The organism is Megalodesulfovibrio gigas DSM 1382 = ATCC 19364 (assembly GCF_000468495.1).
In the GTDB taxonomy this organism is placed as follows: Bacteria; Desulfobacterota; Desulfovibrionia; order Desulfovibrionales; family Desulfovibrionaceae; genus Megalodesulfovibrio; species Megalodesulfovibrio gigas.
The window spans coordinates 1,804,887-1,830,645 of sequence record NC_022444.1; the positions used below are offsets into that span (position 1 = coordinate 1,804,887).

22 protein-coding genes are annotated in these 25,759 nt (G+C 63.2%); 5 read left to right on the forward strand and 17 right to left on the reverse strand.

Annotated elements, in window-relative coordinates; translation table 11 throughout:
• Positions 1 to 76 precede the first annotated feature (76 nt).
• The 8 genes from DGI_RS07865 to DGI_RS07900 form a co-directional block, all read right to left on the reverse strand.
• A complete protein-coding gene (locus DGI_RS07865; protein ID WP_235619936.1) occupies positions 77 to 691 on the reverse strand; it encodes a hypothetical protein in 615 nt (204 codons plus the stop codon).
• Positions 691 to 1,176, reverse strand: a complete 486-nt coding sequence (locus DGI_RS07870; RefSeq protein WP_027193071.1) for a hypothetical protein — start codon at positions 1,174 to 1,176, stop codon at positions 691 to 693. The genes DGI_RS07865 and DGI_RS07870 overlap by 1 nt, the downstream gene beginning before the upstream one ends.
• A gap of 195 nt (positions 1,177 to 1,371) precedes the next feature.
• Positions 1,372 to 2,007 carry a peroxiredoxin gene (locus DGI_RS07875; RefSeq protein ID WP_021760363.1) on the reverse strand — a complete coding sequence of 212 codons (636 nt, stop codon included), beginning with the start codon at positions 2,005 to 2,007 and terminating at the stop codon, positions 1,372 to 1,374.
• Between the two features lie 168 nt (positions 2,008 to 2,175).
• The gene (locus DGI_RS07880; protein WP_027193072.1) at positions 2,176 to 3,402 is read right to left on the reverse strand and encodes a hypothetical protein; all 1,227 of its coding nucleotides are present in this window, start codon (positions 3,400 to 3,402) and stop codon (positions 2,176 to 2,178) included.
• Positions 3,403 to 3,784: 382 nt separating this feature from the next.
• Positions 3,785 to 4,789 carry an OmpA family protein gene (locus DGI_RS07885; protein WP_051286475.1) on the reverse strand — a complete coding sequence of 335 codons (1,005 nt, stop codon included), beginning with the start codon at positions 4,787 to 4,789 and terminating at the stop codon, positions 3,785 to 3,787.
• 322 nt (positions 4,790 to 5,111) lie between these two features.
• A complete protein-coding gene (locus tag DGI_RS07890) occupies positions 5,112 to 6,488 on the reverse strand; it encodes a dihydrolipoyl dehydrogenase family protein (RefSeq protein WP_021760366.1) in 1,377 nt (458 codons plus the stop codon).
• A 105-nt stretch (positions 6,489 to 6,593) separates the two neighbouring features.
• A complete protein-coding gene (gene gltA, locus DGI_RS07895; protein ID WP_021760367.1) occupies positions 6,594 to 8,039 on the reverse strand; it encodes an NADPH-dependent glutamate synthase in 1,446 nt (481 codons plus the stop codon).
• Positions 8,029 to 8,877 carry a sulfide/dihydroorotate dehydrogenase-like FAD/NAD-binding protein gene (locus DGI_RS07900; protein WP_021760368.1) on the reverse strand — a complete coding sequence of 283 codons (849 nt, stop codon included), beginning with the start codon at positions 8,875 to 8,877 and terminating at the stop codon, positions 8,029 to 8,031. Before DGI_RS07900 ends, gltA begins: the two co-directional genes overlap by 11 nt.
• Before the next feature lie 167 nt (positions 8,878 to 9,044).
• Between DGI_RS07900 and DGI_RS07905 the strand changes: the two genes are divergently transcribed.
• Positions 9,045 to 9,569: a hypothetical protein gene (locus DGI_RS07905; RefSeq protein WP_027193074.1), complete on the forward strand. Its 525-nt coding sequence runs from the start codon at positions 9,045 to 9,047 to the stop codon at positions 9,567 to 9,569.
• Positions 9,570 to 9,801: 232 nt separating this feature from the next.
• On the opposite strand, the gene DGI_RS07910 is transcribed toward DGI_RS07905, so the two are convergent.
• Entirely contained in the window at positions 9,802 to 11,979 is a 2,178-nt protein-coding gene (locus DGI_RS07910) for a methyl-accepting chemotaxis protein (RefSeq protein WP_021760370.1), read from the reverse strand.
• A gap of 241 nt (positions 11,980 to 12,220) precedes the next feature.
• Positions 12,221 to 13,645 carry a sensor domain-containing diguanylate cyclase gene (locus tag DGI_RS07915; RefSeq protein WP_021760371.1) on the reverse strand — a complete coding sequence of 475 codons (1,425 nt, stop codon included), beginning with the start codon at positions 13,643 to 13,645 and terminating at the stop codon, positions 12,221 to 12,223.
• Between the two features lie 247 nt (positions 13,646 to 13,892).
• Here DGI_RS07915 and DGI_RS07920 point away from each other — a divergent pair, with 247 nt between their 5' ends.
• Positions 13,893 to 15,188 carry a class II fructose-bisphosphate aldolase gene (locus tag DGI_RS07920; RefSeq protein ID WP_021760372.1) on the forward strand — a complete coding sequence of 432 codons (1,296 nt, stop codon included), beginning with the start codon at positions 13,893 to 13,895 and terminating at the stop codon, positions 15,186 to 15,188.
• A gap of 137 nt (positions 15,189 to 15,325) precedes the next feature.
• On the opposite strand, the gene DGI_RS07925 is transcribed toward DGI_RS07920, so the two are convergent.
• The 7 genes from DGI_RS07925 to DGI_RS07955 form a co-directional block, all read right to left on the reverse strand.
• Entirely contained in the window at positions 15,326 to 15,661 is a 336-nt protein-coding gene (locus DGI_RS07925) for a NifB/NifX family molybdenum-iron cluster-binding protein (protein ID WP_021760373.1), read from the reverse strand.
• A 111-nt stretch (positions 15,662 to 15,772) separates the two neighbouring features.
• Positions 15,773 to 16,129, reverse strand: coding sequence for a DVU0259 family response regulator domain-containing protein (gene divK, locus DGI_RS07930; protein ID WP_021760374.1), 357 nt, complete (start codon positions 16,127 to 16,129; stop codon positions 15,773 to 15,775).
• A gap of 11 nt (positions 16,130 to 16,140) precedes the next feature.
• Positions 16,141 to 16,554, reverse strand: coding sequence for an acidic tetraheme cytochrome c3 TmcA (gene tmcA / locus DGI_RS07935; protein ID WP_021760375.1), 414 nt, complete (start codon positions 16,552 to 16,554; stop codon positions 16,141 to 16,143).
• A gap of 2 nt (positions 16,555 to 16,556) precedes the next feature.
• Positions 16,557 to 17,891 (reverse strand): electron transfer complex ferredoxin TmcB, encoded by a 1,335-nt coding sequence (tmcB, locus tag DGI_RS07940; RefSeq protein ID WP_021760376.1) that lies wholly within the window; start codon positions 17,889 to 17,891, stop codon positions 16,557 to 16,559.
• A gap of 17 nt (positions 17,892 to 17,908) precedes the next feature.
• The gene (gene tmcC, locus DGI_RS07945) at positions 17,909 to 18,568 is read right to left on the reverse strand and encodes a TmcC family electron transfer complex membrane anchor subunit (RefSeq protein ID WP_021760377.1); all 660 of its coding nucleotides are present in this window, start codon (positions 18,566 to 18,568) and stop codon (positions 17,909 to 17,911) included.
• Positions 18,569 to 18,591: 23 nt separating this feature from the next.
• The gene (tmcD, locus tag DGI_RS07950) at positions 18,592 to 19,851 is read right to left on the reverse strand and encodes an electron transfer complex subunit TmcD (RefSeq protein WP_021760378.1); all 1,260 of its coding nucleotides are present in this window, start codon (positions 19,849 to 19,851) and stop codon (positions 18,592 to 18,594) included.
• A gap of 193 nt (positions 19,852 to 20,044) precedes the next feature.
• Positions 20,045 to 21,370 (reverse strand): sigma-54 interaction domain-containing protein, encoded by a 1,326-nt coding sequence (locus DGI_RS07955; RefSeq protein ID WP_021760379.1) that lies wholly within the window; start codon positions 21,368 to 21,370, stop codon positions 20,045 to 20,047.
• A 297-nt stretch (positions 21,371 to 21,667) separates the two neighbouring features.
• Between DGI_RS07955 and DGI_RS07960 the strand changes: the two genes are divergently transcribed.
• The 3 genes from DGI_RS07960 to DGI_RS17110 are packed head-to-tail and all read left to right on the forward strand — an operon-like array spanning position 21,668 to position 25,756.
• Positions 21,668 to 24,007 (forward strand): PAS domain-containing protein, encoded by a 2,340-nt coding sequence (locus tag DGI_RS07960; RefSeq protein ID WP_235619935.1) that lies wholly within the window; start codon positions 21,668 to 21,670, stop codon positions 24,005 to 24,007.
• Positions 24,000 to 25,229 carry a hybrid sensor histidine kinase/response regulator gene (locus DGI_RS07965; RefSeq protein ID WP_051286481.1) on the forward strand — a complete coding sequence of 410 codons (1,230 nt, stop codon included), beginning with the start codon at positions 24,000 to 24,002 and terminating at the stop codon, positions 25,227 to 25,229. Before DGI_RS07960 ends, DGI_RS07965 begins: the two co-directional genes overlap by 8 nt.
• A complete protein-coding gene (locus DGI_RS17110; RefSeq protein WP_021760382.1) occupies positions 25,217 to 25,756 on the forward strand; it encodes a hypothetical protein in 540 nt (179 codons plus the stop codon). Before DGI_RS07965 ends, DGI_RS17110 begins: the two co-directional genes overlap by 13 nt.
• The last annotated feature ends 3 nt before the right edge of the window (positions 25,757 to 25,759 follow it).

Genomic DNA, 25,759 nt, shown 5'->3' on the forward strand with positions numbered 1-25,759 from the left:
TGGAAAGGGGGTTCGGGGGAAGAACCTTTCTTCAGAAAGGTTTTCCCCCGAGAACTCTGTTCAGACACAACATGCCTTAGCCGGCTTCCGGCAGGCACGCGGTGTGCTCCCGGATGAAGGCCAGGGTCTTTTCCGGCAAGGCGCTGTGCGGCGTGTCTGCCTGCAGCTGGGAGAGGTCCTCGGTGATGGTCAGCATGAGGGCGGTGAACCGCGTCTGGTTGCGCAGGCGTTCGCGGGTGTCCTGGCTGAACCAGGCTTCCTTGAGCAGCTCTGCGGCATGGTGATGGATCATCAGGGCAATGGGCTTGGGCATGGACGCGTAGGACGTCAGCATGTTGGCCTTCATCTCGTCGATGCTGTCCAGGAATTCCTGAAACTGCGCCGTCTGGCGCTCCTCTTCCATGCGGATGCGCGTGCATTCCTCCTGCAGGCGGATGTCCAGCTGCGCCAACCGGTGCTTGAGCTGCAGCTCGGCCAGGGCGCGATCGTGCCGCAGCTTGTCCAGTTCCGGCAGGTGGGTCTTCTTCCACGCGGCGGATTCCGTCTTCAGGGTGTAGATGATGCGGGCGATGTACCCGCCGATGTTGTCGCGCCCAGTGTCGCGCCCAGTATCTGGGGTGGCGGCCTGCCCAGCGTCCGGGGTGGCGTCCGGGGTGGCGTCCGGGGTGGTGTCTGGGTTGGTGTCCTGCATCACGATTGCGCCTCCTGCTGGAAAAAAGCCTGGAGCACGCGGGAATGGTCTGCCTCTGCATCGTGCAGCAGCTCGTACAAGGCGTGCAGCCGGTCGAACTGCAGGGTGCGGACAGCATGGCGGATGCATTCCTGCGTCTGATGGTACAAGCCCAGGGAAAGGGAGTCCCGCCGGCGGTGCAGCTGCTCCCTGGCCAGGGCGGCCAGTTCGTTAAGATTGCGACGCTGCCGGGCCAGCAGCAGGGCCTCCCGCCGACTGCGACCCCGGGCGCGCAGGCGCTCCTGCCGCGCCAGCCACCGACGCCGGGCCAGCGTCAACAGCCACCGGCGCTTGAAGAGCAGCACCATGAGCAGTACCGTGCCGGCCAGACCCGCGAGAAACAGTCCCAGGCCTCCCGAGGCAAGCACAAACGCGAGCTGCGCGGCAAGGTCCTCGGGCAGCAGGTCCCAAAGTTCGTTGAAAGAAGAGGCAGGCACGGTGAACATGGCGGCATCTGGGCCGCGCGGCGGTTTGCCCTTGTGAAGTTTGCCCTTGGCGGGTTTGCAACTCCTATCAGCCTGTGGAAAGCATCGTCAAGGGCCGAGGTGTGTTTGGTGACAGTTCCTTGAAATAAAAGAGAAAGGCCGGGGAGAAGACTTCCCCCCGGCCTTGGCGGTGCGCACGCTGAACACGCCGTCAGGCTATTTCAGGGCCTCGCCCACCTTGCCCACCAGCTTTTCGGAGGGGGTGAGGGTCTTGGCGCCGGGCACCCACTTGGCCGGGCAGGCCTCGGCGGGGTGGTCCAGCAAGTAGATGTTGGCTTCCATCTTGCGGACCAGCTCCTCGGCATTGCGGCCGACGTTGTAGAAGTTGATCTCGCTGCTTACCAGCACGCCTTCGGGGTTGATGATGAAGGTGCCGCGCAGGGCCAGGCCGGTTTCTTCATCGTAGACGCCGAAATACCGGGAGATTTCGCCCGTGGGATCAGCAGCCATCTTGAAGGTCACGTCCGCGAGCATGGTTTCGGACTGCCGCCAGGCCAGATGCGCGAATTTGGTGTCCGTGGAAACGGAAATCACCTCGCAGCCCATGCGGGTCAGGGCGTCGTGCTTGGTGGCCAGGTCGGCCAGTTCCGTGGGGCAGACGAAGGTGAAGTCCGCCGGGTAGAAGAACAGCACGCACCACTTCTTCTGTTCTTTCAGGGCGTCCAGGCTGACCGTGGCGAAAAAGCCTTCCTTGGGATCGTAGGCGTCCAGGCTGAACGGGTAGACGGGGGCGCCAATGCGGGCGCCTTCGTCGCAATAGCAATTTTCTTCTTCGTAGGGGTGGCAGCTCATGTGTGGCTTGCTCCTTAAGGTAATACTGGGTGAAACCGATGCCCGGCCAGGCAGGGTGCCAAAGGCCGGGCCATCATTCATGTTTTCTAGCCAATGCCGCAGGCTGCGTCAAGGCAGTGACAGGACATGGCGACAAATTAATGAGAATAGGATTCAAAAAGCAACCCCTTAGAACTGCCACTTTTTGTTGGCATAGCGGAAGAGCTCCCGCACGGTGACGCTGTTGATCATCTTGAACGCCCCTGCTTTTGCCGCCTGGGCGGTGTCGCCTTCAGCCTCGAACAACTGCTCGGAATACTGCAGCACGCCCACAAAGGGGGTGTGGTCGTATCCAGAGGTTTTGACCAGCAGATGCACGGAGTTTTGGTCCAGATTCACGTAGCGCGCCACGTATTTGCCGTCGCGCTTTTCCACCTTGATGTTGGTGATGGTGCCCTTGTCGTAACTGGAGCCCACCTTCTGGACGAACTGCGAGCAGAACTGGCGGAAGGAATCGTGGGCGTGCTTGCCCTCGGGTGTGGCGAGGACGGTCGGATCCTGCGTGGTGTTTCGGGACGTGGCAGCCTTGGGCACAATGCTCTTCGGCGGGGTCGCCGGGGCAGTGGGAGACGGCGGTGGCGTCAGGGCGGCCACTTCCTTGCCGGGAGCCTTGGCCGGCTGTTGTGCGGGCGCCTGCGGTGCGGCGGCAGCCTTTGAGGCTTTGGCTTCGGGCGTCTTGTTGACGGTTGCCCCCAGCAGGGAACCGGCATGCATGGTCCCGGCCGGACCGGACGGCTTGGCCGGAGCGGCGGGCGGTGTCGGAATCTGGGCCGCGAGATTCTTGGCAATGGCTGCCTGAGGGGAGGCAGGCGCAGGCGCTGCCGCGGTTGCGGGGGCCTTGGTTTCGGCTGGCTTCGCGTCGGGCGTTTTGGTCACGGGAGCCTGCAGCAGTGTGCCCGCGGTGACGGAGGCCGCGGGTTGCCTGGCTCCGGTTGCGGTCGTGGCAGGGGCCTGGGTCACGGGAGCCTGCAGCAGTGTGCCGGTGCTCAGGGGCATGGCCGGAGGAGAGCCGGCCGTCGGCGGCGAGGTTGGCGGGACGTACGCCGCATTGGCGCGGGCCTTCTCGGCCTCCTCTTCCTTTTTCTTTGCGGCAAGCAGGCGTTCTTCTTCCTGGGCCAGTCTGCGCCTGGTGCGTTTCAGGGCGTCGGCAATCCATCGCTCTGCCTGGGTGGGGGTATAGGAGGGCGCTGCAGGCAAGGGCAGATACTGCTGCGCCTGGAGCATGCTGGCATCGGCGAGCGGTATTGGCTGCATCACCATGGCGAAACGGGGCAGCCAGGGGCCAGGCATGGCGAGTTCGCAGCTGAAGGGGATGGCCTGCAGGGATGGTTGCACGGCGATGGTCCACTTGGTCACGGTGCCTTCCGGCAGGGTGAGGCTGCGCGCGCGAGGGGCCTGGGCAGCCCCGGCCGGGCTGGTGGCAAGCAGTGTGCAGGCAACACAGAGAGTTGCGAGCAATACAGGGAACGATGGACGGGATGGCTTGTGAGACATGGCGTATCCCATGCGGTGACGCGGTAAAAAACTGAACAGGGTGCCGCAGTTGTATGCCCCGGAATAAGGACGGCTGCATGCCTGCGAGGCCAAAGAGATCAGAACGGGCGGTGGCACGTTCCGGGCGTCGGCCCGGCCGCACATGGCAGGGCTGCGTTGGGCGGGAGTATACATAAAAAAACGGCGGCGCGTCTAGACGCGCCGCCGAGATGAGACTGTGTGTCTGCGTTCAGATCAGTATAACCTACTGAGGCAGCACGCGGATTTCCACGCGACGGTTCAGGCGGCGGCCTTCGCGGGTCTTGTTGTCATGCTTGGGCTGCAGTTCGCCGTAACCCACAGCGCGGAGCTTGGAAGCGTCCACGCCCTTGCCGGTGAGGTACTTCACCACGGAGGCGGCGCGGCGTTCGGACAGGCCCTGGTTGTACTTTTCGGTGCCGATGTTGCAGGTGTGGCCGGCAACTTCGTAGCTGCAGTCGTTTTCCTTGATGAGGGAAGCGGCTTCATCCAGGACGGGCATCATTTCCTTCTTGATGTTCGACTTGTCGAAATCGAACTGGATGGAGCGGAACATGATCACTTCGCCGTCGCACACGTTCACCAAGTCGTACAGGGCGCACTTGATGAAGTTTTCCATGGCGGTGGCGTCGGTGCGCAGCTGGGCGCCGTCAACCACGCCGCAGGAGCAGTCGTTCAGGGCGGCAATGGCTTCCAGCACGGACTTGCCGTATTCGGTATCCGCGAAGGAAACCACGTGGAAGCACACGTTGGGGTAGGTGTTGTAGATGGCCGTGGCTTCGGCAACAGGGTCGATGCCCTTGTTGTGGACGCCGTCGGACAGCAGGAAGATGGCGGTTTTGCCAGACAAGGTGTCAAGCACCGGGCGCAGTTCCATCAGGCCGGGGCCCATGGGGGTCAGGCGCTGGAAGATGGGGTATTCGGTCTTGATCTTATCGATGCCGGCGCTCATGGCGGACTTGTCGTAGCCGCCCATCTTCACGTATTCCTTGAAAGGCGCGAAGGTCACCAGACCGGCGTTGTAGCCCAGTTCAGGAATGGCGTCGTTCATGGCCGTCATGACCTGCTTGGACATGACGATCTTGGTGTCGCCCTTGATTTTCTTCATGTGCATGGCCATGGACCCGGAATGGTCCTGGAAGAAAATGAAGTTGTCCACTTTGGGGACTTTCTTCCACTTCGCCTCAGCCGGCATGGCGATGGCGAGCACACAGGCGACCATCAGCAACATGCTAAGGAAAGAACCCTTTCTACGCATCATAACCCGTACCTCCACAAAACTGTTGGCGGATGGTTTCCCCATACCCCCCCGGCAGCCCCTGGCTGCAGAGGGTTCTCCACTCGTCACTGCATGAGAACTGTCTTACACGAGTTCCTAAAATTTTGTAAACCATCCGAAGGAAAAAAAAGAAAGAACCGCCCAACTCGCCTGAACTGCTACGCGCATGGAAGACGACAGGGTGCAGGAAAGGGGGCCTGCATTAATCTTTGGTCATCTCTCATCGCCCACGACTTAAACCTGTAGCAAATCCCCCGGATATTTCAAGCGCTCTTCATGCCTCGCCAAATCTTTCTCGCGGGGCATGCATCAGGGCGGCCTCCAGGCTCTCATCCAGTGTCGGATGGGCAAAGATTAACGAGTCCAACTCGTTGCGGGTTGTTTGCTGCGTTATCAGGGCCTGGGCCAGGGTCACCAGATGGGACACATTCCAGCCCATCGCGGTTACGCCGGCCAGTTGTTCGCCGTCCCACACGCATTTGACCAGTCCGGCAGAGGCGCCATGGGCCTGGGCCAGGGGGTTGGCCGCCAGGAGCGAGCGGGAGATGGACACCGGCCTGCCGGCTGCGGCGAGTTCCCGGGCCGACGCACCCACGCGCATCACCTCATGGGTGCCATAGATGCAACCCGGCATGCTCGGGAACGGGTACGGCGCGGAGGACGCCGCCAGTATGCTGCGCACGGCATGGCGGGCCTGGTGCATGGCGGCGTGGGCCCACAGGGCGCGGCCGTTGACGTCGCCCACGGCATATACCGTGGCCGAGGCGCGCAGGTGGTCGTCGATCTGGACGAAGCCCCGGCCATCGGTGGCGATGCGGGCTGCCTCCAGCCCGATGCCGTCGGTGTTGGGGCGACGGCCCAGGGCGGTGAGGGCCAGATCGGCCTCCAGCACCGTGCCGTCCTCCAACTCGCAGCGGGCAATGTCGCCAACAGTCTGCAAGGAAACGGCTTTTTTGCCAAGATGGATCTTCCAGCCGTCGCGGCTCAGGGCGGTTTTGAGCTGGGCGCTGACTTCTGGATCCTCGAAGGGGGCCAGACGATCCGCGGCTTCCACCATGATGATGGCTGTGCCCAGCCGCGAGAGCCATTCGCCAAGCTCCAGGCCGATGGCGCCGCCGCCCAGGATGAGGATGGATTGCGGGACGGTCTGCAGGGAGAGCAGGGCGTCGGAGTCCAGCACGCGGCAGCCGTCGGCGGTCAGGCCGGGGAAGTCTGCCGGCCGTGTGCCTGTGGCCAGGATGGCGTGGCGGAAGTCCACGGGCGTGTCGCCGTCAGCAGTCCGGATCAGGGCGGATGTTGGTCCGGTAAAGCTCGCGGCGCCCGTGAAGAGCGTGACGCCCAGGCCGGCCAGTTCCTTTTCCACGGCCTGCCGGGAGCCGGCCACCAGACGGTCCTTGCGCTGCATCAGGGCCTTGAGATCAAAAGAAATCTCGCCGCTGCACAGCCTGCGTTTCTGCTGGGCTTTCAGTTCCGCCACGGCATTGGTGGCTCCCAGCAGGACCTTGGTGGGGATGCAGCCCACGTTCAGACAGGTGCCGCCCAGCAGATGCCGTTCGGCCAGGGCCACAGACAGGCCCCGGGCTGCGGCGTCCCTGGCGGCCACATGGCCAGCGGGCCCGCCGCCGATGATGAGGAGGTCATGGGAAGGCATGGCGATGATCCTGCATGGCGCGTCGAAAGATGGAAGGGAGCACAGGGCAGGGGGATGCCGCTCTCTGGAATGGCTTCCCCCTGCGCGCTGATGGGTGTTGTCGCCTCAGGCGGCGTCTTCGCCCAGGAGCCGGCGGGCGATTTCCTTGGCAGCCCGGCGGCCGGCTCCCATGGCCGAGATGACCGTGGCTGCGCCGGTGACGATGTCGCCCCCGGCAAAGACCATGGGCATGCTCGTTTCGCCGGTGTCCTGGTTGGCGTCGATGTAGCCGCGGCGGGTGCGCTTGAGCTCGGGGGTGGAGTCCAGCAGGATGGGGTTGGGTCCCGCGCCCACGGCGATGACGGCCATGTCGCAGGCGAGCTCCTGGAACGCGCCCTCGATGGGCACCGGGGAGCGTCGGCCCGAGGCATCGGGTTCGCCCAGTTCCATTTTCTGGATGACCATGGATGTCAGCCGGCCCTGGGAATCGCCCTTGAATTCCACGGGGGCGGAGAGGATTTCCAGGATCACGCCTTCTTCCACCGCATGTTCCAGCTCTTCGTGGCGGGCGGGCATTTCGCCCTGGGTGCGGCGGTAGACGATGCGCACTTCTTCCGCGCCCAGGCGCAGGGCGGTGCGTGCGGCGTCCATGGCCACGTTGCCCCCGCCCAGCACGGCCACGCGGCGGCCGGGGAAGGTGGGGGTGTCCCAGTGGGGGAAGTCGTAGGCGCGGCCGAGGTTGGCGCGGGTCAGGTACTCATTGGCCGAGAACACGCCGATGAGGTTTTCACCGGGGATGCCCAGGAACTTGGGCAGGCCCGCCCCCACGCCGATGAACACGGCCTTGTAGCCTTCGTCGAACAATTCCTTGATGGTGAAGGTCTTGCCGCCCACCCAGTTGGGCAGCAGATCCACCTGCTGCTCCTTGAGGGCTGCCACCTCCGCCGCCACAATGCCCTTGGGCAGGCGGAACTCGGGGATGCCGTAAATGAGCACTCCGCCCACCTCGTGCAGGGCCTCGAACACCGTCACCTTGATGCCGCGGGCAGCCAGGTAGCCGGCGGCCGTGAGGCTGGAGGGGCCGGAACCGATGCAGGCCACCTTCAGATCCTCATTGATCAGGGGACACTCGGGCTTGCCGGTAATCTGATCGCAGGCGGAGAGGGCCATGTACGTGTCTGCCACATAGCGTTCCAGACGGCCGATGGCCACGGGCTCGCCCTTCTTGCCCAGGATGCAGTTGCCTTCGCACTGCGTTTCCTGCGGGCAGACGCGGCCGCAGACTGCAGGCAGGCTGTTGGTGGACTTGATGACTTCGTACGCCTTCTGCACGTCGTTCTTTTGCAGGTGGGCGATGAAGTCCCGGATGGGCACTTCCACGGGGCAGCCTTGCACGCACAGGGGCTTTTTGCATTGGATGCAGCGCGAGGCTTCGATGAGCGCCTGGTCTTCTGCATAGCCCAGGGCCACCTCGGCAAAGTTTTTGATGCGCGCCAGGGGCTCCTGCGTAGGCATGGGCACGCGCGGAGTGGGGGACTTGCCTTTCTTGGGGGAGGACTCGCTACTTGCCATGGCGCTCTTTGAATGCCTCAAAGGAGAGGGCTTCCTGGGGTTTGAAGGCCGCAAGCCGCTGGCGGAGCTCGCCGAAATCCACCTGATGGCCGTCGAATTCCGGGCCGTCCACGCAGGCGAACTTCACCTGCCCGCCCACGCTCACGCGGCAGGCGCCGCACATGCCGATGCCGTCCACCATGATGGAGTTCAGGCTCACGGTGGTCTTTACGCCGAATGGTTTGGTGGTTTTGGACACGGCTTCCATCATGGGCACCGGGCCGATGGCCACGACTTCCTTCACGGTCTTGTCGGTCTTGAGCCGTTCTTCCAGCACCTGGGTGACGAAGCCCTTGTGGCCGTAGGAGCCGTCGTCCGTGGCGATGAGCACTTCATCGCAAAAACTTTTCAGCTCGTGTTCAAAGAGTAGCAGGTTCTTGCTGCGTGCGCCGATGATGGCCACGGTGTGGTTGCCGGCGCGTTGGTGGCCCTTGGCGATGTGGTGCATGGCCGCGATGCCGGTGCCGCCACCCACGCAGATCACGGTGCCCACCTGTTCAATGTGCGTGGCCTGGCCCAGGGGGCCGCAGAGGTCGTGCAGGGCGTCGCCTTCCTCCAGGGTCTCCAGGTGGGCCGTGCTTTTGCCCATAACCAGATAGACCATGGTGATGGTCCCGGCCTCGGGGTCGGCGTCGGCAATGGTCAGGGGAATGCGTTCGCCTTGTGCGCTGACGCGCAGGATGACGAAGTTGCCGGGTTGCGCCTTCTTGGCGATGTGGGGGCACGAGATGACCAGCTTGCTCGTCTGCCCAGGAATCAGCCGCTCTTTTTTGACGATGGTGCAAGGCGTCTGCTGCATGGGGGCTCCTGGCGAGAGAATGGGAACATATAATGGCACAACGCAAAGTTTGGCAAGGGCGGCTTGCGTTTGACCCCGGAAATGCCTACTGTAAAGAAAGGTTAATCCTGTCTGCGTCCGTCGCATGCAGGATATCGGGATGCAGCCCGGAGCCAAGGAGGAAAGGCATGGTAGACGCCGCTTCCGCCGTCCGCGCAGGACTGGCCGCCTATCAGCAGCAACTGATGACCGTTTCGCGCCCTGCCCCCGCCGCGCGTGTTCAGGAGGTTCCCTCCAAAAACGCTGCGCAGGAGAACGGGCGTTCCGCCACCCCGGACACTGTCACCCCGGACACTGTCACCCCGGACACTGCCGGCACGTCCTTCCGTCTCAAGCTGGGCAAGCTGCAAATCTCGCTGTTCGACGGGTCCCCCACGACCCGTGACGCCACGCAGACAGCCCTGGATGCCCTGAACGGTCTGGAAACGCAGGCCGATCAGGCCGCAAGCGCGGCGTTCGCCATGCGGCAGGCCCTGGCCGGGACATCGCGTCAGGACAACAGCGCGGCCTCTGCCGCTGCGCCCCTGGCGTTGGGATCCTCGTCCGCGCCGGCGTCGTACCTGCGTAAGATGGCAACCTCCGCGTACCGGCAGGCGGAGCTGGCGTGGTCCGTGGACCCGTACCGCCCTGGCCTGCTGCTCGGGGTGTTCTGATATTCCTGGCAGGCTGTTCTTTCGGGATGCAGTGAGGGCATTTTTATTTTGAAAAAGGACGTTGCGAGAGGGGAAACCTTTTGCAACAGGTTCTCCCCTCTCGCGCTCTCCCCTTCCAAAACTTTGATAGTGACCTTGAATCACAATAAAAGTCTTTGGAAAGGGGGTTCGGGGGAAGAACCTTTCTTGAGAAAGGTTTTCCCCCGAGAACTCCTTTCAAAGATACCTTGCCCTAGCGCGTCTTGCCGTCCCCTTCGGCCTGGAGACTGTGAATGAGGCTGCGCAGCACCTGGGCCTGCTCGGCCAGCTGGTCCACGACCCCGGAGGACTGGCGCATGGCCTGGGCCACGATGGAGGAGATGCGGTTGATGTCGTCGATGTTCCTGGTGATCTCGTCGCTGGCGGCGGACTGTTCCTCGGCGGCGGCGGCGATGGAGCGCACCTGATCCGTGGCGGCATCTACCAGACTGACGATCTGCTCCAGGGCGCTGCCGGAGCGGCCGGCCTTGGTGGTGGCCTCGTCGATGAGCCGGGAGGCGGCGTCGAAGTTGGCGATATTGGTGTTGGCTCCCTGCTGGATGGCGGCAATGGCGGCGCCGACTTCCCTGGTGGCGTGCATGGTTTTTTCGGCGAGCTTGCGCACCTCGTCAGCCACCACGGCAAAGCCTCGGCCGGCGTCGCCGGCTCTGGCGGCTTCGATGGCGGCGTTCAGGGCCAGCAGGTTGGTCTGGTCGGCAATGTCGTTAATCACCACCATCACCTGACTGATTTCCTCGGCCTGCTTGCCCAGGGCGTGCATGTCGCGGGTCAGCCCCTTGGCCTGGGCCAGCACCTGTTCAATGCTTTGCACCACCTGGGCCACCACCTGGGCGCCGGCGGTGGCTTCGCGCTTGGCGTGGTCCACGGTGTCCGCGGCCTGCCCGGCATTGCGGGCCACCTCCAGCACGGTGGCGTTCATTTCTTCCATGGCCGTGGCGGTTTCGCCCAGGCGGCGGGCCTGTTCCTCGGTGCCCCGGCTGGATTCCCCCACCTGACCGGCCAGTTCCCCGGAGGCGGAGTGGATGACCGTGGCAGCGCCTTCCAGGCGGGCTGCGGCGGCCAGCATGCCTTCGCGCCGGGCCTGTTCGGCAGTGGCAAGGGCTGCCTCGGCCTGGCTCATGGCGGTCTGGGCCGTGGCGGCGTGTTCTTCCGCTTCCATGGTCTTGGCGTTGGCCATGGCGATTTTGGATTTGAGGGATTCCACCATCTCCCGCAAGGCATCGGCCAGCACGCCGATTTCATCGCGCTGGTGGATGTCGATGGGCCGGTCCAGATCGCCGGCGGCCACGGCCTGGGCCGCACGCATGATGCGGTTCACGGGGGTGACGATGAGCCGCGTCACGCCGAAAACCAGCACCATCAGCAGCGCCAGCCCGCCCAGGCTCAGCAGCAGCAGCAGGCGTTGCGTGGCATGGACGCTTTCCAGCATCCTGGCCTGGGGCAGGGTGATCAGAAAGCTCCAGGCTCCCTCTGCCCCTTCCAGGGTGATGGGGGTGATGCTGTACAGCATGGATTGGTTGGCGACTGCCGACAGCTGGTCGTATTGGAAGGCGGCACCCTGGGCCAGGGCCTTTTCGAAGCCTGCCTTGTGTTCCGCAGGGACGAAATCCTTGGCATTTTTGCCGATGAAGCTCTTGTCAGGGTGGGCCACGATCATGCCGGTATTGGAGAGCAGCATGCCGTAGCCAGTCTCGAAAATGGAAATGCGTGCAGCCATGGCCTGGAGGTTTTCCAGGCTCAGGTCCACCCCGGTCACGCCCTTGCCCTGCTGGAGCATGGGCACGCACACGCTGATCATCATGCGATCCTGGCCTGCCACCTCGTACACCGTGGGTTCGGTGAGGAAGAGTTTGCCCGTCTGCAGGGGGGTCCAGTACCATTTTTCGCCGGGATCGCGGCTGGTGGCGAGCACGGGGGTGGCGAAGGTCTCCTCAAGGCCCTGGGTGCCGCGGATGACATAGGGCAGGAAGCGGCCGGATTCCTCATGCAGGGCATTGGCCTTGATGAACTCGGCGTCGCGGCCGTCGAAGGCGTTGGGGTCCCAGGCGGTCCAGGCGCCGAAGATGGTCGGGAAGCTCTCCAGCGTGCGATGCAGCAGGCTGGCCACCACGGTGCGGTCCGGCTGGGGGCGGGCGCGTTCGTTGGTCACGCCGGCGGCCAGGGCCTTGCCGGCGGCGATGGCGGCATCCAGGTCGCTTTTGACCAGATTGGCGTACCGTGCGCTGATTTCATGGGCCAACTGCCGGGTGTCGGCCGTGGATTGCTCCTGAATCTGCATTCGTACCACCAGCAGGATGGCCAGCAAGACGAGGATGGCCGCCAGGCTGACCGGCAGCAAAATCTTGTTGCGCATTTTCAGATGGTTGAACATTGCAGCATCCTGGGGTTGAGGGTGGATGGAGGAGGGCACGCCGCACACGTTCCCGGCACTGCCTTTCTTACGGGAAAGGTGTGACAGGATGTTGAACGGCTGCCCGTCCCAGATGGCATGGTGACAGTTGTCTCAACTTAGAGCATAAAAGGCTACGAAACAAGAGGGAATCAGTTTAAAACGCCCCCTGTCCGCGGTTCCGGGCAAGGGGCGTTTTAAACAACAAACAGTCTGGAGCATGTCAGCAGGCGTTTTTGCCCTGTTCCTTTTCGGCGTACATGGCGGCGTCTGCCTGGGCCAGCAGGGTGTCCAGGGTCATGCCGGGGGCATACATGGCCACTCCGCAACTCACGCGCAGGGGGCCACAGGGCAGGCTGGAGGAACGCGTGTGCAGGGAGTGCTGCAGCCGTTCCACCAGGGCGGCGGCTTCCCCGGCCGTGCATTCGGCCAGCAGCAGGAATTCGTCCCCGCCAAAGCGGAACAGGGCGTCCATGGGGCGGATGTTGGCGCGGACGATGTTGGCCACGGCCTTGAGGGCTTCGTCCCCGGTGAGGTGGCCGAATTTGTCGTTGATTTCCTTGAAGCGGTCCACGTCCATGGCCACGGCGGCAAAGTCGCGTCCCTGCCTGCCGTGGCGGGAGACGGCGCGCTGGAAGAAGTGATCCAGGGAGCGGCGGTTCAGGCAGCCGGTGAGCTCGTCGTGCATGGCGAGGAATTCCAGCCGGCCCTGGAAGTAGTTCACGGCCAGGACCACGATGACGATGATGATGAGGGACGCTGCCGCGCCCACGCCCAGGGTGGTCATGAGGTTTTTGCGGGCGGCGCCCAGCACATCGCGCTCGTTCTGTTCGACAATGAGAAACCAGTTGAGTTCCGGGATGTAACGGGACGTGAGCTGGGTGACGCCGTCCTCGTTTTCGTAGCTCAGGTCCACATGGTCCTTGCCGGCGTCGAGGATCATCCGCGCCACCTTGCCGATGCCGGGTTGGTCGTGGATGTTCACCTGCTCCACCAGACTGGTATCCATGTGGGCCTGGATCACGCCCCGGGGGTCCACCAGATAGATGCGGCGCAGGTACGTGGCCTGGGTGGTGCGGATGATGTCTGCCACAGCCTTCAGCTCCAGACCCACGCCGGTCACGCCCAGCAGGCGGCCGGCGGTGTCCTGGACCCGGAAGTTGATGAAGATGGTCAGGGTGTTGTTGGCGGCTTGGTTGGCGTCCACGTCCAGGTCGTATTCCATGCCCGAGTTGGCGAAGGTGTAGTACCAGACGTCGTGGGCATCTTCCTTGGAAACGGTCTTCAGCACGCCGTTGTAGTGATAATAGCGCGACGTTTTCGCCGAGACGAAAAATGTGCTGAAGTAGCCGTATTTTTTGTGGATGCCATCCAGAAAGCGCTGCACCTGGCCTTCGTCCTGCTCGCCGCGCTGTGTCCATTCCTTCAAAAAGTTGTCGTTGGCCATGAGGGAGGAGACGTGCAGGGGCTGCATCAGACTTTTCAGGATTTCCGAATAGATGGTGTCCCGTGTCAAGGGCAGGGCCGACGTGGTGAGCTCCTTGAGCGCCGCGGAGCGGGAGACGGCGTAGTTGACCAGACTGGTGGCCGCAAAGGCCGCCACCAGCACGGTGGAAAGCAGCAGGATGAGACGGGACTTGATCGTCATGCAACGCTCGCCGGGGGGGCTGGACTGTTGGAAGGGGAGTTTGCCATGGTGTACGTTGTGGGGCGGGAGACGGTCAAGGCACAACCCTGGGTTTGCCCGCGTAGGGTTTGCCCGCGCAGGGTTTGCCTGTACGGCGGTGTTGCCGGGCATTGCCGTTCTGCGCGGATGGGGGTATGCTTATGGTGTTGTTCCGTCAACAACACGCCATCATATCCAGCCACTCTATCCCCGCAAGGAGGACGGCCTCATGCCCGCTTTTGGTCAGCCGCCGCATCCGCAGTTCGACACCGCCCTGAAAGTGGGCCGCCCGCCCAACGTGCAGGCGCTGTTCCCCCATTCCCGCGCGCTTCTTGTCAGCGGCAAAGTTGTGGACCGGGCCATGCTCGCCAAGGGCCACGCCATGACCATTGCCGCCAACGGGCGCAGCCACTTTGTCATCCGCGGCACGCTCCTGGCCGCCCAACGCGCCAACGCCGCGGTGATTCTGGAAATCGCCAAGAGCGAAGGCGGCGCCGCCCAGTACTGCGCCACCACCATGTGGAACCTGGCCCGTCAGGTGGACGCCATGTGCAACGAACTGGGCATCACCGTGCCCGTGGCCGTGCACACGGACCATTATGGCATCAAGAACCCGGCCGATCTGGAAAAGGCCAAGGTGGAGATCCCCACGCTGTTCGAAGCCGGCGTCACCTCCATCGCCATCGACGCCTCCCACCTGCCCGATGACGAAAACCTCCTGGCCAACATCCTCCTGAAGGATTACGTGCCCACCTGGGCTGGCTACGAAACAGAAGTTGGCGAGATCAAAGGCAAAGCCGGCCTCTCCACCCCGCAGGAAGCGCTCTTTTTGATCCAGGGGCTGAACGCTCACGGCATTCATCCGGATTGGATCGCCCTGAACAACGGCACCACCCACGGCATCGAGGCCTCGGAAGCCGGCATTCAGGTGGAGCTGACGGCGGAAATCCATGCCGCCCTGGCCCCGTACAAGCTCTCCGGCGCGCAGCACGGCACCTCGGGCAACAGCTCGGCCAAGCTGCGGGAAATCGCCGCCAAGACGGCCACCACCAAGGCCAACGTGGCCACGGCCCTGCAGATGCTCTCCTGGGGCGTGCAGGTGAATGAGTACGGCAACGCCGTGCTGGACGAAGCCAAGCGCCTGATCAAGGAACCCGGCAAGGGTGTGACCGAGGATCTGTGGACCGAACTGGTGGCCTACGCCGATGCCAAGGGTCTGAGCGCCGGGGACTACAAAAAGCTGAACCTGCCCTTCGAGTGCCGCATGCTGGGCCTGCCCAAGGACGTGCGCGACCGCATGGCCGAGGCCGTGGCCGGCTTTGTGGAAGAGCTCCTGGTGGACGTGTTCAACGCCAAGGACACCGCACCCCTGGCCATCGACGCCATTCTGGCTGCCAATTCCTACGATCTCGGCCCCAAGGTGGGCGTCATTGAGGATCCGGCAGAGTGGACCGAGGACAAGATCCGCGCCAGGGCCAAGACCATCGAGTCCGACAAGGGCCCTGAAGGCGACTTCGACGATTAGGGCAAGGTATCGTTGAAGGGACTTCTCGGGGGAAAACCTTTTGCAAAAAGGTTTTCTCGCTCGCAATGTGATCGGGGGAAGCCATCTGTTCTGGATGACTTCCCCCGAATGCATTGGCATGTGTGCCCTTGTGGGGGCTACTTCCGTCGCCGTCCCGGCATGGTTAGTTTTTCCAGCGTGTTGGCAAGCCAGGCTTCCAGCACGTGGTCCACGTTGCCGGCGATCCATGGCGAGAGCCGGATCCCGGCGCGCTGCAGGTGTTCGGCATAGCTTTCCGCCACCGCCCCGCAGACCAGGGACCGGATGCCCGCGGCGTGGAGGGTTTCCGCCAGGGCGCTGGGGCCTCCCCTGGGCATGGGAATGAACCCGCGGGAGTCCAGTTCCCCGGCGCGTGATTCATAGAACCGCAACTCCGAGGCGTTTTCCAGCAACGAGGCCATTCTGTCCCCATATGTCGCCAGGCATACGCGCATGCTCCCCTGCCTCACCCTTGCTCCGTGAGTCCGCCAGAACCACGTATTGTTGCGGACGGTTCTCCCCGAAACAGGATGATGGAAACATCACCCTGTTTCGGAGACATTGCACTAGCTGCCGATGGTGTTTTTGACGATTTCAAGCACCTGCTTGGGATCGAAGGGCTTGTTCACCGTGGCCACAGCCTTGCGGATGGCCAGGTGGATGCCGGAGAGCCCGCTGATGACGATGACCGGCAGTTCCTTGAACTCCGGCTTCTGGGAGAACTTGCGGTAGAACCGTGGCCCCCATTCCTCGGGCATTTCCAGATCCAGGGTGAGGAGATCCGGCTTTTCGCGCTCCAGCACCTCAAGGGCCAGGCTGCCGTCGGAGGCGGAGCAGGTTTCGTAGCCGTTGTCCTTGAACAGGGAGGTCAGGAACTCCACGATGGCCGGGTCGTCATCGACGACCATGATCTTCTTGGGCATGGCGTACTCCGTTACTCCTGGGCGGTTGGGGCGTGGCACTGGCCGCAGGCGAGGGGACCCTTGCCTGTTTTTTCATGGCAGCCCACGCACTGCAGGTGGTAGGCGCGGCGCAGGGGCGTTTTGTGCTGCAGCTTGGGGTCCGCGGCGGGGTTGGCGGCGTGGCAGTCGGCGCAGGGGGTGCCTTCGGAGGTGTTGGCAGGGTCCATCTTGCCGTCGGTCTCGCCGTGGTGGCAGGCGCCGCAGTCTTCGAGCTTGGCCTTTTCGTTGTGGGCGTCATGCTCGAACTTGGCCGCCGGCCGCTGGGCCTTGGGGAAGGGATCGCGGTTCACGACCACCATGTCGGACTGCGAAAACGCCGGCAACACCCAGACCAGCAGGCTCAGACCCAGCAGGAACAACAGCAACGGGGATGTGGTGCGACGCATGGCTATTCCCCTCCCCCGGCATCGGCCGGCCGTTCCATGTGCTTGTAGATGATGTCGCCCAGGAAGTAGATGTGCATGTCAAGCTCAAAGTGCTTGATGATGTCTTCCAGGCCGCCATGGCAGTTGTGACAGGGGGCAATGAGCGTGTGCACGCCCGTGGCCTTGAGCTGCTCGGCTTTGATCTTGTTGCCGATGACGCGGACCTTCTTGAATGGCGGGCCGCAGTTGATGACGCCGCCGCCGGCGCAGCAGCAGTAGTTGTGTTCGCGGTTGGGGGTCATTTCCACCACGTCTTCGCAAATGTGGTGGACCACATCGCGCAGCTTGTCCATGAGGCCACGGCCGCGGATGATGTTGCAGGGGTCGTGGATGGTCACGGTGCCGGGATGCTTGCTGGCCATGCGGATCTTGCCGCTTTCCAGCAGGTCCCAGAAGAATTCCACGGAGTGCACCACTGGCACGGGAGGCACTTTCCAGCCCAGCCAGCGGTTGGCCACGTCGCACACGGCGCGGAAGGCGTGTCCGCATTCACCCATGACAATGCGCTTGACCCGCAGGCGCTGCGCGGTTTCGTAATGGGCGCGTTCCACACGGGACATGACTTCGGCATCGCCGCTGAACATGGCCATGTTGGAGTTGTCCCAGCCTGGGGTGGCGGGCATGGTCCAGTCCAGACCGGCGGCATTGAAGATGGCCGCGGCCTGGTAGATGAGCTGGGTGCGGAACTTGGGCTCCGGCGCAATGACGGAGTACATGAAGTCCGCGCCTTCCTTTTCCAGGGGGATGCGCAGCGTGGGGAATTCTTCCCGGGCTTCGTCCTCCTGCCACATCAGGGAGTCGATCCACTCGTCATCCTTGACCCACATCTGGTTCAGGGTGGCGGCGTGGGAGTGGGCGGTATCCTGGATGTACTGCGGGGTTACGCCCAGCTTGTGACAGATGCGGCGCACCACGCTGATGATGTATGCCGTATCGATGCCCAAGGGGCAGTAATGCATGCAGCGGCGGCACAGGTTGCATTCCGTATAGGCGATCTGCGCGAACTGCTGCAGTTGCTGTTTGCTGACGTCGCCGTCGGCCTTGAGGATCTCCCACATGGTCTGACGGACCTTGCCCACGGGGGAGTAGCTGGGGTCGCCATCGTGCGACATATAGTAATGGCAGGCCTTGGCGCACAAGCCGCAGCGCATGCAGGTTTCGGCGTAGGTCTTCAGGCGCGCCCCGGTTTCGCTGGCCAGCACACCCTTGATGATGGAGCGGATGCGGGATTGCTCCAGGCGGTTGAGCCCGCGTTGGATCCCGGCGTCGTCTATGAGCCTGTCGGCAATGGTGCTCATTGTCTGAACTCCTTATATTACCAGTCGTTGGCGTGACGAACGCCGCCGAATTCGCTGCCCGTGTACGCCCGGCTGAAGAGCCCAAAGAGCATGTGCGAGAGCCTGGTGAACGGGATGGCGACGAGCATCAGCTCGCCGGACAGGATGTGCAGCGTGGTCATGACCAGATTCGGCCCCACGTGATGATACGCCAGCACGCCGGTGAGGAACGGCAGGCACGCGATGATGAGCACCAGCCAGTCCTGCCCGCTGGTGACAAACCGCACCTCCGGCTTCATGAGCCGGCGCAGGGCGAAAAACGCGCAGCACACCACCACCACCATGGCCACGATGTCCGTCACCATTTCTGGTGGCGACCACCACGAGAAGCCGTGGAACTGTTCCACCAGCACCACATGGCCCAGCACCACCAGCGGCAGCAGAATGAGCCCGATGTGGAAGACAAAGGTGGCGATGGTTTCCAACGGGTTTTCTTTCCACCCCAGCGAGCCGAAGGGCGTGAACCAGTGCGCCAGGGACCGCAGACCGAACTTCCAGCTCATGTACGCCAGGGCCTGCCCGTCTTTTTCCTTGGCCAGATTGTACATGCGGACAAGACGGTACAGGGAGCCGAATACAAAAATCGCCGCCGCCGCCCATGCCAGGGGGCCGACAGCCAATGCATACAACTGTTCCATGGAATCCTCCCTTGGACCGTGCCCTACGCTTTGAAGGACGAAATGTGATCCACGATGCGCAGGCATGCGCCGCCGGAAACCGCCCGGATGAGCACTTTTTCCCCGCTGGGGTCAAAGACCGGAGGCCAGACCTTGTCGAACCATTCCTTGTACACTTTGTCGTCCAGGACGATGGTCTGGCGGCCGTGCTTTTCCACCGCCGCGGCCACGCGCTTGCCATCCGGCGAAAACACCGGCGGCCAGGCCATGTCGTAGCGGCCAGTCCAGGCCGTGCCGTCCACCACCACGCGGAAGCGGGTGTTGCTCTCGTTGGCCAGACAGGCTGCCCGGCCAGTGGGGCTGAGCACCAGATCCGTCACCACGGGCCACGTCTGGTTCCAGGGCGTGCCGTTCACCGCCACGGTGAATTCGCCGAATTTCGGCGCCACAATGGCGGCCAGGGTGCGGCCGTCACGGGAATAGGCGGGCTGCCAGAGCTGATGGAAGGTGGGCTCCCAGCGGAAGCCGCCACGATGCGCCAGCCCCCACTTGCCGCCGGTGCGCACCGGGGCCAGCACTTCGCCGGTGTTGGGATCGAAGAACGGTTCCCACACACACTGATACGTGGTGGTCCAGGGGCGACCTTCTTCTATGATGCCATAGTCATACAGCGAGAACCGGGCCGCTGCGGCCACGCGCTCGCCGGCGGCGTCGAAGGCCGGGCCCCAGCAGTTGACGAAATTCGAGCCCCAGGGCTCGCCGTCCACCGCCACGGAGAAGACGCCTTTCTGGTAGCCTTCGATGTCCGCCTGCCCCAGGGAGATGGTCTGCACCACGGCAGCGCTGTGTGCGCCGTCGCGACTCAGAACAAACTGGTTGGCGTTTTCATACAGGGTTTCCCAGGGGGCGTCGTCCACGGCGATGCCGTATTCGCCGTCCTGCTGGATGCAGATGGCCAGACGGCTGCCGTCCTGGCTCCACATGGGATTCCACACAAAGGCGAAGGTGTTTTCCCAGGGGGCGTCGTCCACAGCCGCTGTCCATTCACCGTCAGTCTGGACAAAGGCCATGAGTCGGCCGTCGGGGAGGAACCTGGGCATCCAGAGTTTCTCGAACACGTTTTCCCAGGCTTGCCCGTTGACGCACGCCGTGGCGCCATCATCGGAGACGGCAGCCATGGCCACACGCTCCCCATCCGGGGAGAAGTACGGTTCCTCCAGCCAATTGTAATCACGGGCGCAGGCGTGCAAATCGCACAGACTGCGCGCGCCTGTTTCAAAATCCCAGGCATCGCTTTGGGGCATGATCTACTCCTTGAACGCTTGCTGTTCCCGCTGCGGCAGGTTGATGGCCTTGATTGCGGCAGAGCACACGGCGTACCAGCAGCCCGGCAAGCAAGGGAGAATGCGGAAGCCCGCAGAAAAAAGCGCCGTTCCAGGTGGAGACGGCGCACGAATTGGGCGCAAAACGCGCCATGTTGCAAAAGTAGTGGGCGAGTTATGCGTCAGCACCAGTGCGCAGGATGCGCCGCAGGGTGTCTTTTGAGATGCCAAGCTCCCGGCAGGTGGCCATTTTCTTGCCGCCGTTGCGTTGCAATGCTTCCATAGCTGCCTGATATTTAATGGATTTCAACTTTCCATCCGGCTTGAGGGAAAAGTGGTGCGAATCTGGCGGCAGCAGGTATTCCGGGAGGTGGTCCACCTGGATGTACCCTTTGCGGCACAGGATGAATGCATATTCGATGATGTTCTCCAGCTCACGCACGTTGCCTGGGAAGCGATGGCGCATCAACAGCTGATAGACATCTTCTGACACGCCATGGATGTCCATCCCCTTGATGCAATTGTTGCGGTTGACGAAGTGGGAGATCAGCAACGGGATGTCTTCAGGGCGCTCGGCCAGGGACGGCAGGCGTATCTGCACCACATTCAGGCGGTAGAACAGATCGTCACGAAAGCGTCCCGTGTCCACCATGCGTTGCAGTTCCTTGTTTGTGGCGGCGATAACGCGCGCTTCCGTGCGCAGGCTTTTGGTGGAGCCCAGGGGCTCGAAGCTGCGCTCCTGCAGCACCCGCAGGATCTTCACCTGCAGTTGCAGGGGCATATCCCCGATTTCATCCAGAAAGATGGTGCCTGTGCCAGCCAGCTGAAAGCGGCCGGGTTTGTCGGTCTTGGCGTCGGTGAATGCGCCGGCCTTGTAGCCGAACAGCTCGGATTCCAGGAGATTTTCCGGCAGCGCCCCGCAGTTCACGGCCACGAACGGCCCCTGCTTGCGTGCGGAAAGATTGTGGATGGCCCTGGCGAAAAGCTCCTTGCCCGTGCCGGATTCTCCCAGCAGCAGCACCGAGGCCTCGCTTTCGGCAATCTGGGGCAGGATTTGCAGAATGCGTATCAGTGCCTGGGACTTGGTGACAATGTCATCCAGGGTGTAGCGGCCCTCCAGCTTCTGGCGCATGAGCTGAATGGCCGTGATGTCCCGAAAAGTCTCCACGCCGCCCACCACCTGCCCGGTGGCGTCGCGCAGCGGTGCAGCACTGATGGATACCGAGAGCTTGGAGCCGTCCGGCTTCACAATGTATATGGATTTATTGCACAGGCTGCGTTCCGTCTCCAGGCATTCGCGAATGGCGCATGCACCGTCGCAAATGCTGGAGTGGAATACTTCCCAGCACTTGCGGCCCATGGCTTCCAGGGTCGATACCCCGGTGATGCGCTCCGCCGCGCGGTTGAAAAAGGTGATGTTCCAATCCAGATCAACGGTAAACACGCCGTCGGCAATGGAATTCATGACGGCATCGCACGAGATGTGTTTGGGAAGGGTCATACAGGCTCCCTCTCATTCGCTGCCGGCCCCGTAGGGCGAATAATACGCCCAGCACGGAATTGGCAAGATGTACTGCAACACACTGTCCTAATACATACTGGCGTGGGTTGGAACCAGTAGAAAATGTCACTTCGGGCGCGAAATGCGCCCACTTGCAGGCGCGTCCTGATCCCACATTGCCAAAATCCGCGCCGTTGCTTATCTGGTGGTGCTGGCACACAACGTGCTCATGCGTTTGCACGGAGTTCTGCATTCCAGAATCGTTCCATCCGTGTACAGCCAGGAGCAGGAGCGCCCATGTCCGGGGTTACGTCAGGGTCCATGTTTTCGTCCATCAGCCACAGCCTGGCCGGCAAGCTAGTGGTGGCCAATGGCGTGTTGCTGCTGGGCAGTGTGGCCTTGCTGACGTGGGCGGCCATGATCAACCAGCAGGAGCTTGGCAACCGGGCGGCCCTGGATGGCGCGGAACGGCTCTCCACCACTGTGAAGCTCGGGCTGCATTATGCCATGATGCTCAATTCCCGGGACGACATCTCCCAGATTGTGGCCAACATTGCCCGCCAACCCGAAATTCTGGCCGTGCGCGTGTACAACAAGGACGGCGCCATCAAGTTTTCCAACAAGCCCGAAGAGGTGGATACCGTGGCCGGCATGCGGGAGCCTGCCTGCGCTCCCTGCCACGCCTCGGCCACGCCGCGCACCATCCTGAGCGTGATGGAGCGCACGCGGATGGCAGAGGACGAAACCGGCCGCAGCATCGGCATGCTCACGCCCATTGAGAACGAGCCGGGCTGCAGCGAGGGGTGCCACTTTCATCCTGCGGACACCAAAATCCTCGGCGCCATAGACATCGTCCTCTCCCAGGGGACTTCGGACGAGGAGGTGCAGGCCCTGGGCCGGCGCATGCTGCTGTTTTCCGCCGGCGTGTTCCTGGCAGTTTCCGGTCTGTTGCTGTTTTTCATGGGCCAGTACGTCAACCGGCCCATCCGGGCGCTCATCCAGACCACCCGCGGCATTGCCCGTGGGGAGGAACCCCCGGTGCCGGTGACCAGGCAGCGCGACGAGATCGGTCAGCTGGCGCAGGCCGTGGCAGACATGGGCGCGGCCATTGTGGAAAAGCAGAAGGATCTGAATCGTCAGCGCGACGAATACCAGAACCTCTTTGCCAATGTCCCGTGTTTTATCACCGTGCAAGACCGCAATTTTCGCCTGTTGCGCTACAACAGGGAATTCAAGGAGCATTTTCATCCCCGCCCCGGCCAGCCCTGCTACAAGGCATACAAGGGCCGCAGCGAAAAGTGCCCTGTCTGCCCGGTGGAAACCACCTTCCAGACCGGCCGCTCGGCCACCAGCGAGGAAAGCGGGCTGGATTCCCAGGGCAACCTGCGCCACTGGCTGGTGACCACGGCCCCCCTGCGCGATGAGAAGGGCGAGGTGGTGGCGGCCATGGAAATGAGCCTGGACATCACCGCCCGCAAGGAGCTGGAACGCGAGGCCAAGCGCCTGGAGGAAAAATACCAGGCCATTTACCGCACCATCCCCAGCCCGGTGTTCCTGCTGGATCTGACCGGCCTGACCGTGCTGGATTGCAACAAGAGCGCCGAAACCGTGTACGGCATTCCGCGCAAGGACATGCTGGGCCGCTATTTCCCGGACTTTTTTCTGCCGGACTCCCGCGGGCGCATGGCAGCGGATTTGCGCGTGTGCAAATCCATAGATCGCGCGCCGCAGCTGGTGCCGGACGGCCGTACCCTGTACGTGGCCATGCTGGCCACGCCGGTGGAGATTGGCGGAACCCACGTGCTGCTCATCACCGTCACGGACATCACCCGCCGGCTGGAGGCGGAACAGCAACTGGTGCATGCCGGCAAGATGGCCACCCTGGGCGAGATGGCGGCCGGCGTGGCCCACGAGCTCAATCAGCCGCTGACGGTCATCAAGGGCGCAGCCTCCTACTTTTTGAAGAAGATTCGCCGCGGCGAGACCGTGGCCCCGGACGTGCTGGCCGACCTCTCCCAGGAGATGGACAGCCACGTGGACCGCGCCTCGCGCATCATCAATCATTTGCGGGAATTCGGCCGTCGTCCGGAAATGGAGCTCATGGAAGTGGACGTGGGCGAGGTGCTCTTGCGCTCCCTGGAGATGTTCCGCCAGCAACTGGCCCTGCGGCAGATCAAGGTGGAGCTGGACGTGTCTCCCAACGTGCCCAAGGTGATGGGCGATGCCGGCCGGCTGGAGCAGGTGTTCGTGAACATGCTCATGAATGCCCGGGACGCCATCGAAGAAAAGTTCCAGGGGGAAAAATCCCGCACCCTGCGCGAGTCTGGCTCTGGCGAAGAAAAACTGATATCCATTGTCGCCAGGGACTGCCACGGGTGGGTGCATATTCGCGTGTCAGACACCGGTGGCGGCGTGCCCGCGGGCGTGCAGGGCCGGATATTTGAGCCTTTTTTCACAACCAAGGCCACAGGCAAAGGCACCGGGCTGGGGTTGTCCATCAGTTACGGGATTGTCCAGGACTGCGGCGGGGAGATCTTCCTGGAGCGTTCCGGGCCGGAAGGCTCCACGTTCCTGGTGATTCTGCCATCCCCCGAAGCCACAGCCTGCGCCCTCCCGGAGGAGTCGTCCAATGGTTGAGTTGTCGTCGGAAAAAACCATCCTGCTGGTGGATGATGAAGAAGGCATCCGCAAGGTGTTGTCCCTGATCCTGCGCGATGCCGGCTACGAAGTGCACCTGGCCACTTCCGGGGAAGATGCCCTGGCGCAGCTGGAAGTCGTGCGCCCGGCCATCGTGCTGACGGACATCAAAATGCCGGGCATGGACGGCATCGAGCTGCTCACGCGCATCAAGGCCAACAATCCGGACATCGAAGTCGTCATGCTCACCGGGCACGGGGATCTGGATCTGGCCATCCAGTCCATCAAACGCGAAGCCACGGATTTTGTAACCAAACCCATCAACGAGGACGTGCTGGATATCGCCCTCACCCGCGCCCGGGAACACCTGGCCATGCGCCGGCAGCTGCGGCAATACACCGAACACCTGGAGCGCCTGGCCCTGGAAAAAAGCCGGGAACTGGCCGCCGTGGAGCGGTTTGCCGCCGTGGGGCAGACTGCGGCATCCCTGGCCCATGCCATCAAGAACATCGCCTCCGGACTGGAAGGCGCCATCTTTCTGATGGAGTCCGGCCGCAAGGGCGACGACGCCATGCAGGAACAGGGCTTCGCCATGCTCAAGGACAATGTGGCCGCCATCAGGCACCTGATGCAGGACTTGCTGCAGATGGGCTCGGAACGCGTCCCCCAGCGCGCCCCGTGCGACCCAGACCAGCCGGCCCTGGAAGTGGCCTCCCTGCTGCGCCACAAGGCCCTGGAGGCCGGCGTGGAGCTGACGGTGGAGGCCGGCGCCGGTCGCGAGCCCATCCTCATGGACGCCAAGGCCATTCACCAGTGCCTCATGAATCTGGTGGGCAACGCCATCGAGGCCGCGGCCATCCCCTTCAAGGGCGTGCGCCCCGTGGAAGCCTGCGTGCGGGAAGTGCGGCTCACCACCAGCCGGCAAGGGCGCTTCATCTGCTACCGCATCTCGGATACCGGCCCCGGCGTGATGGAAGAGGCCCGGGAGCGGCTCTTCGCCGCCTTCGCCACGGGCAAGGCCACGGGCACCGGCGTGGGGCTGATGGCCACCAAGCGCATTGTGGAGGCCCACGGCGGCACCATCGAGCTGGAAAACGCCGGCCCCGACGGCGCCACCTTTGCCCTGTGCCTGCCTGCCGCCAGCGCCAAGGGCTATTTTGTCACGGAAGCCGCCCCCGCAGGGCTGGCCGGAACGGGGAGGTGTGCATCATGCAGCGAGTAGACATCACCCCCGATGGCTGCCTGCTGGTGGATGGCCGCCCCTTTGCCCAGGATCCTCTGATCCTGCTGGGCGAGGCCGTGACCCTGGAAGAGGGCTTCACCCTGGGCAGTTGGTTCAGGATGATTCAGCTGCATACGGATTTTGTGCGGCTCAGCCAGTTTCTCCCGGCCCTGCTCCAGGCTGCAGCCCAGGGCAAAGGCCCCATGCCGCCGGATTGCGATCGGCTGGAGCTGGTGCGCACTGTGGAATTGGTGGGCCATCCCGGCCCGGCCCGATTGGATATGTACACGTCGCTCATCGGCGTCCACAACGATACCCCCAGCCAGGAGGTCCCCATCAAGCACATTCCCCCGGCGTCCCTGTGGGACGCGCCGTTCCGCCTGGGCCGTTGCCGGCACATGGTCCTGGGCGACCGCTTTGCAGAGTTCGTCTTCGAAACGGTCTTCACCCTGTTCGAGCTGATCGAAGCCGTGGCCTGGCAGCTTTCGTTCCACGGCGCTTCAGCGGAATGCGCCCTCAGGAGGTAATAT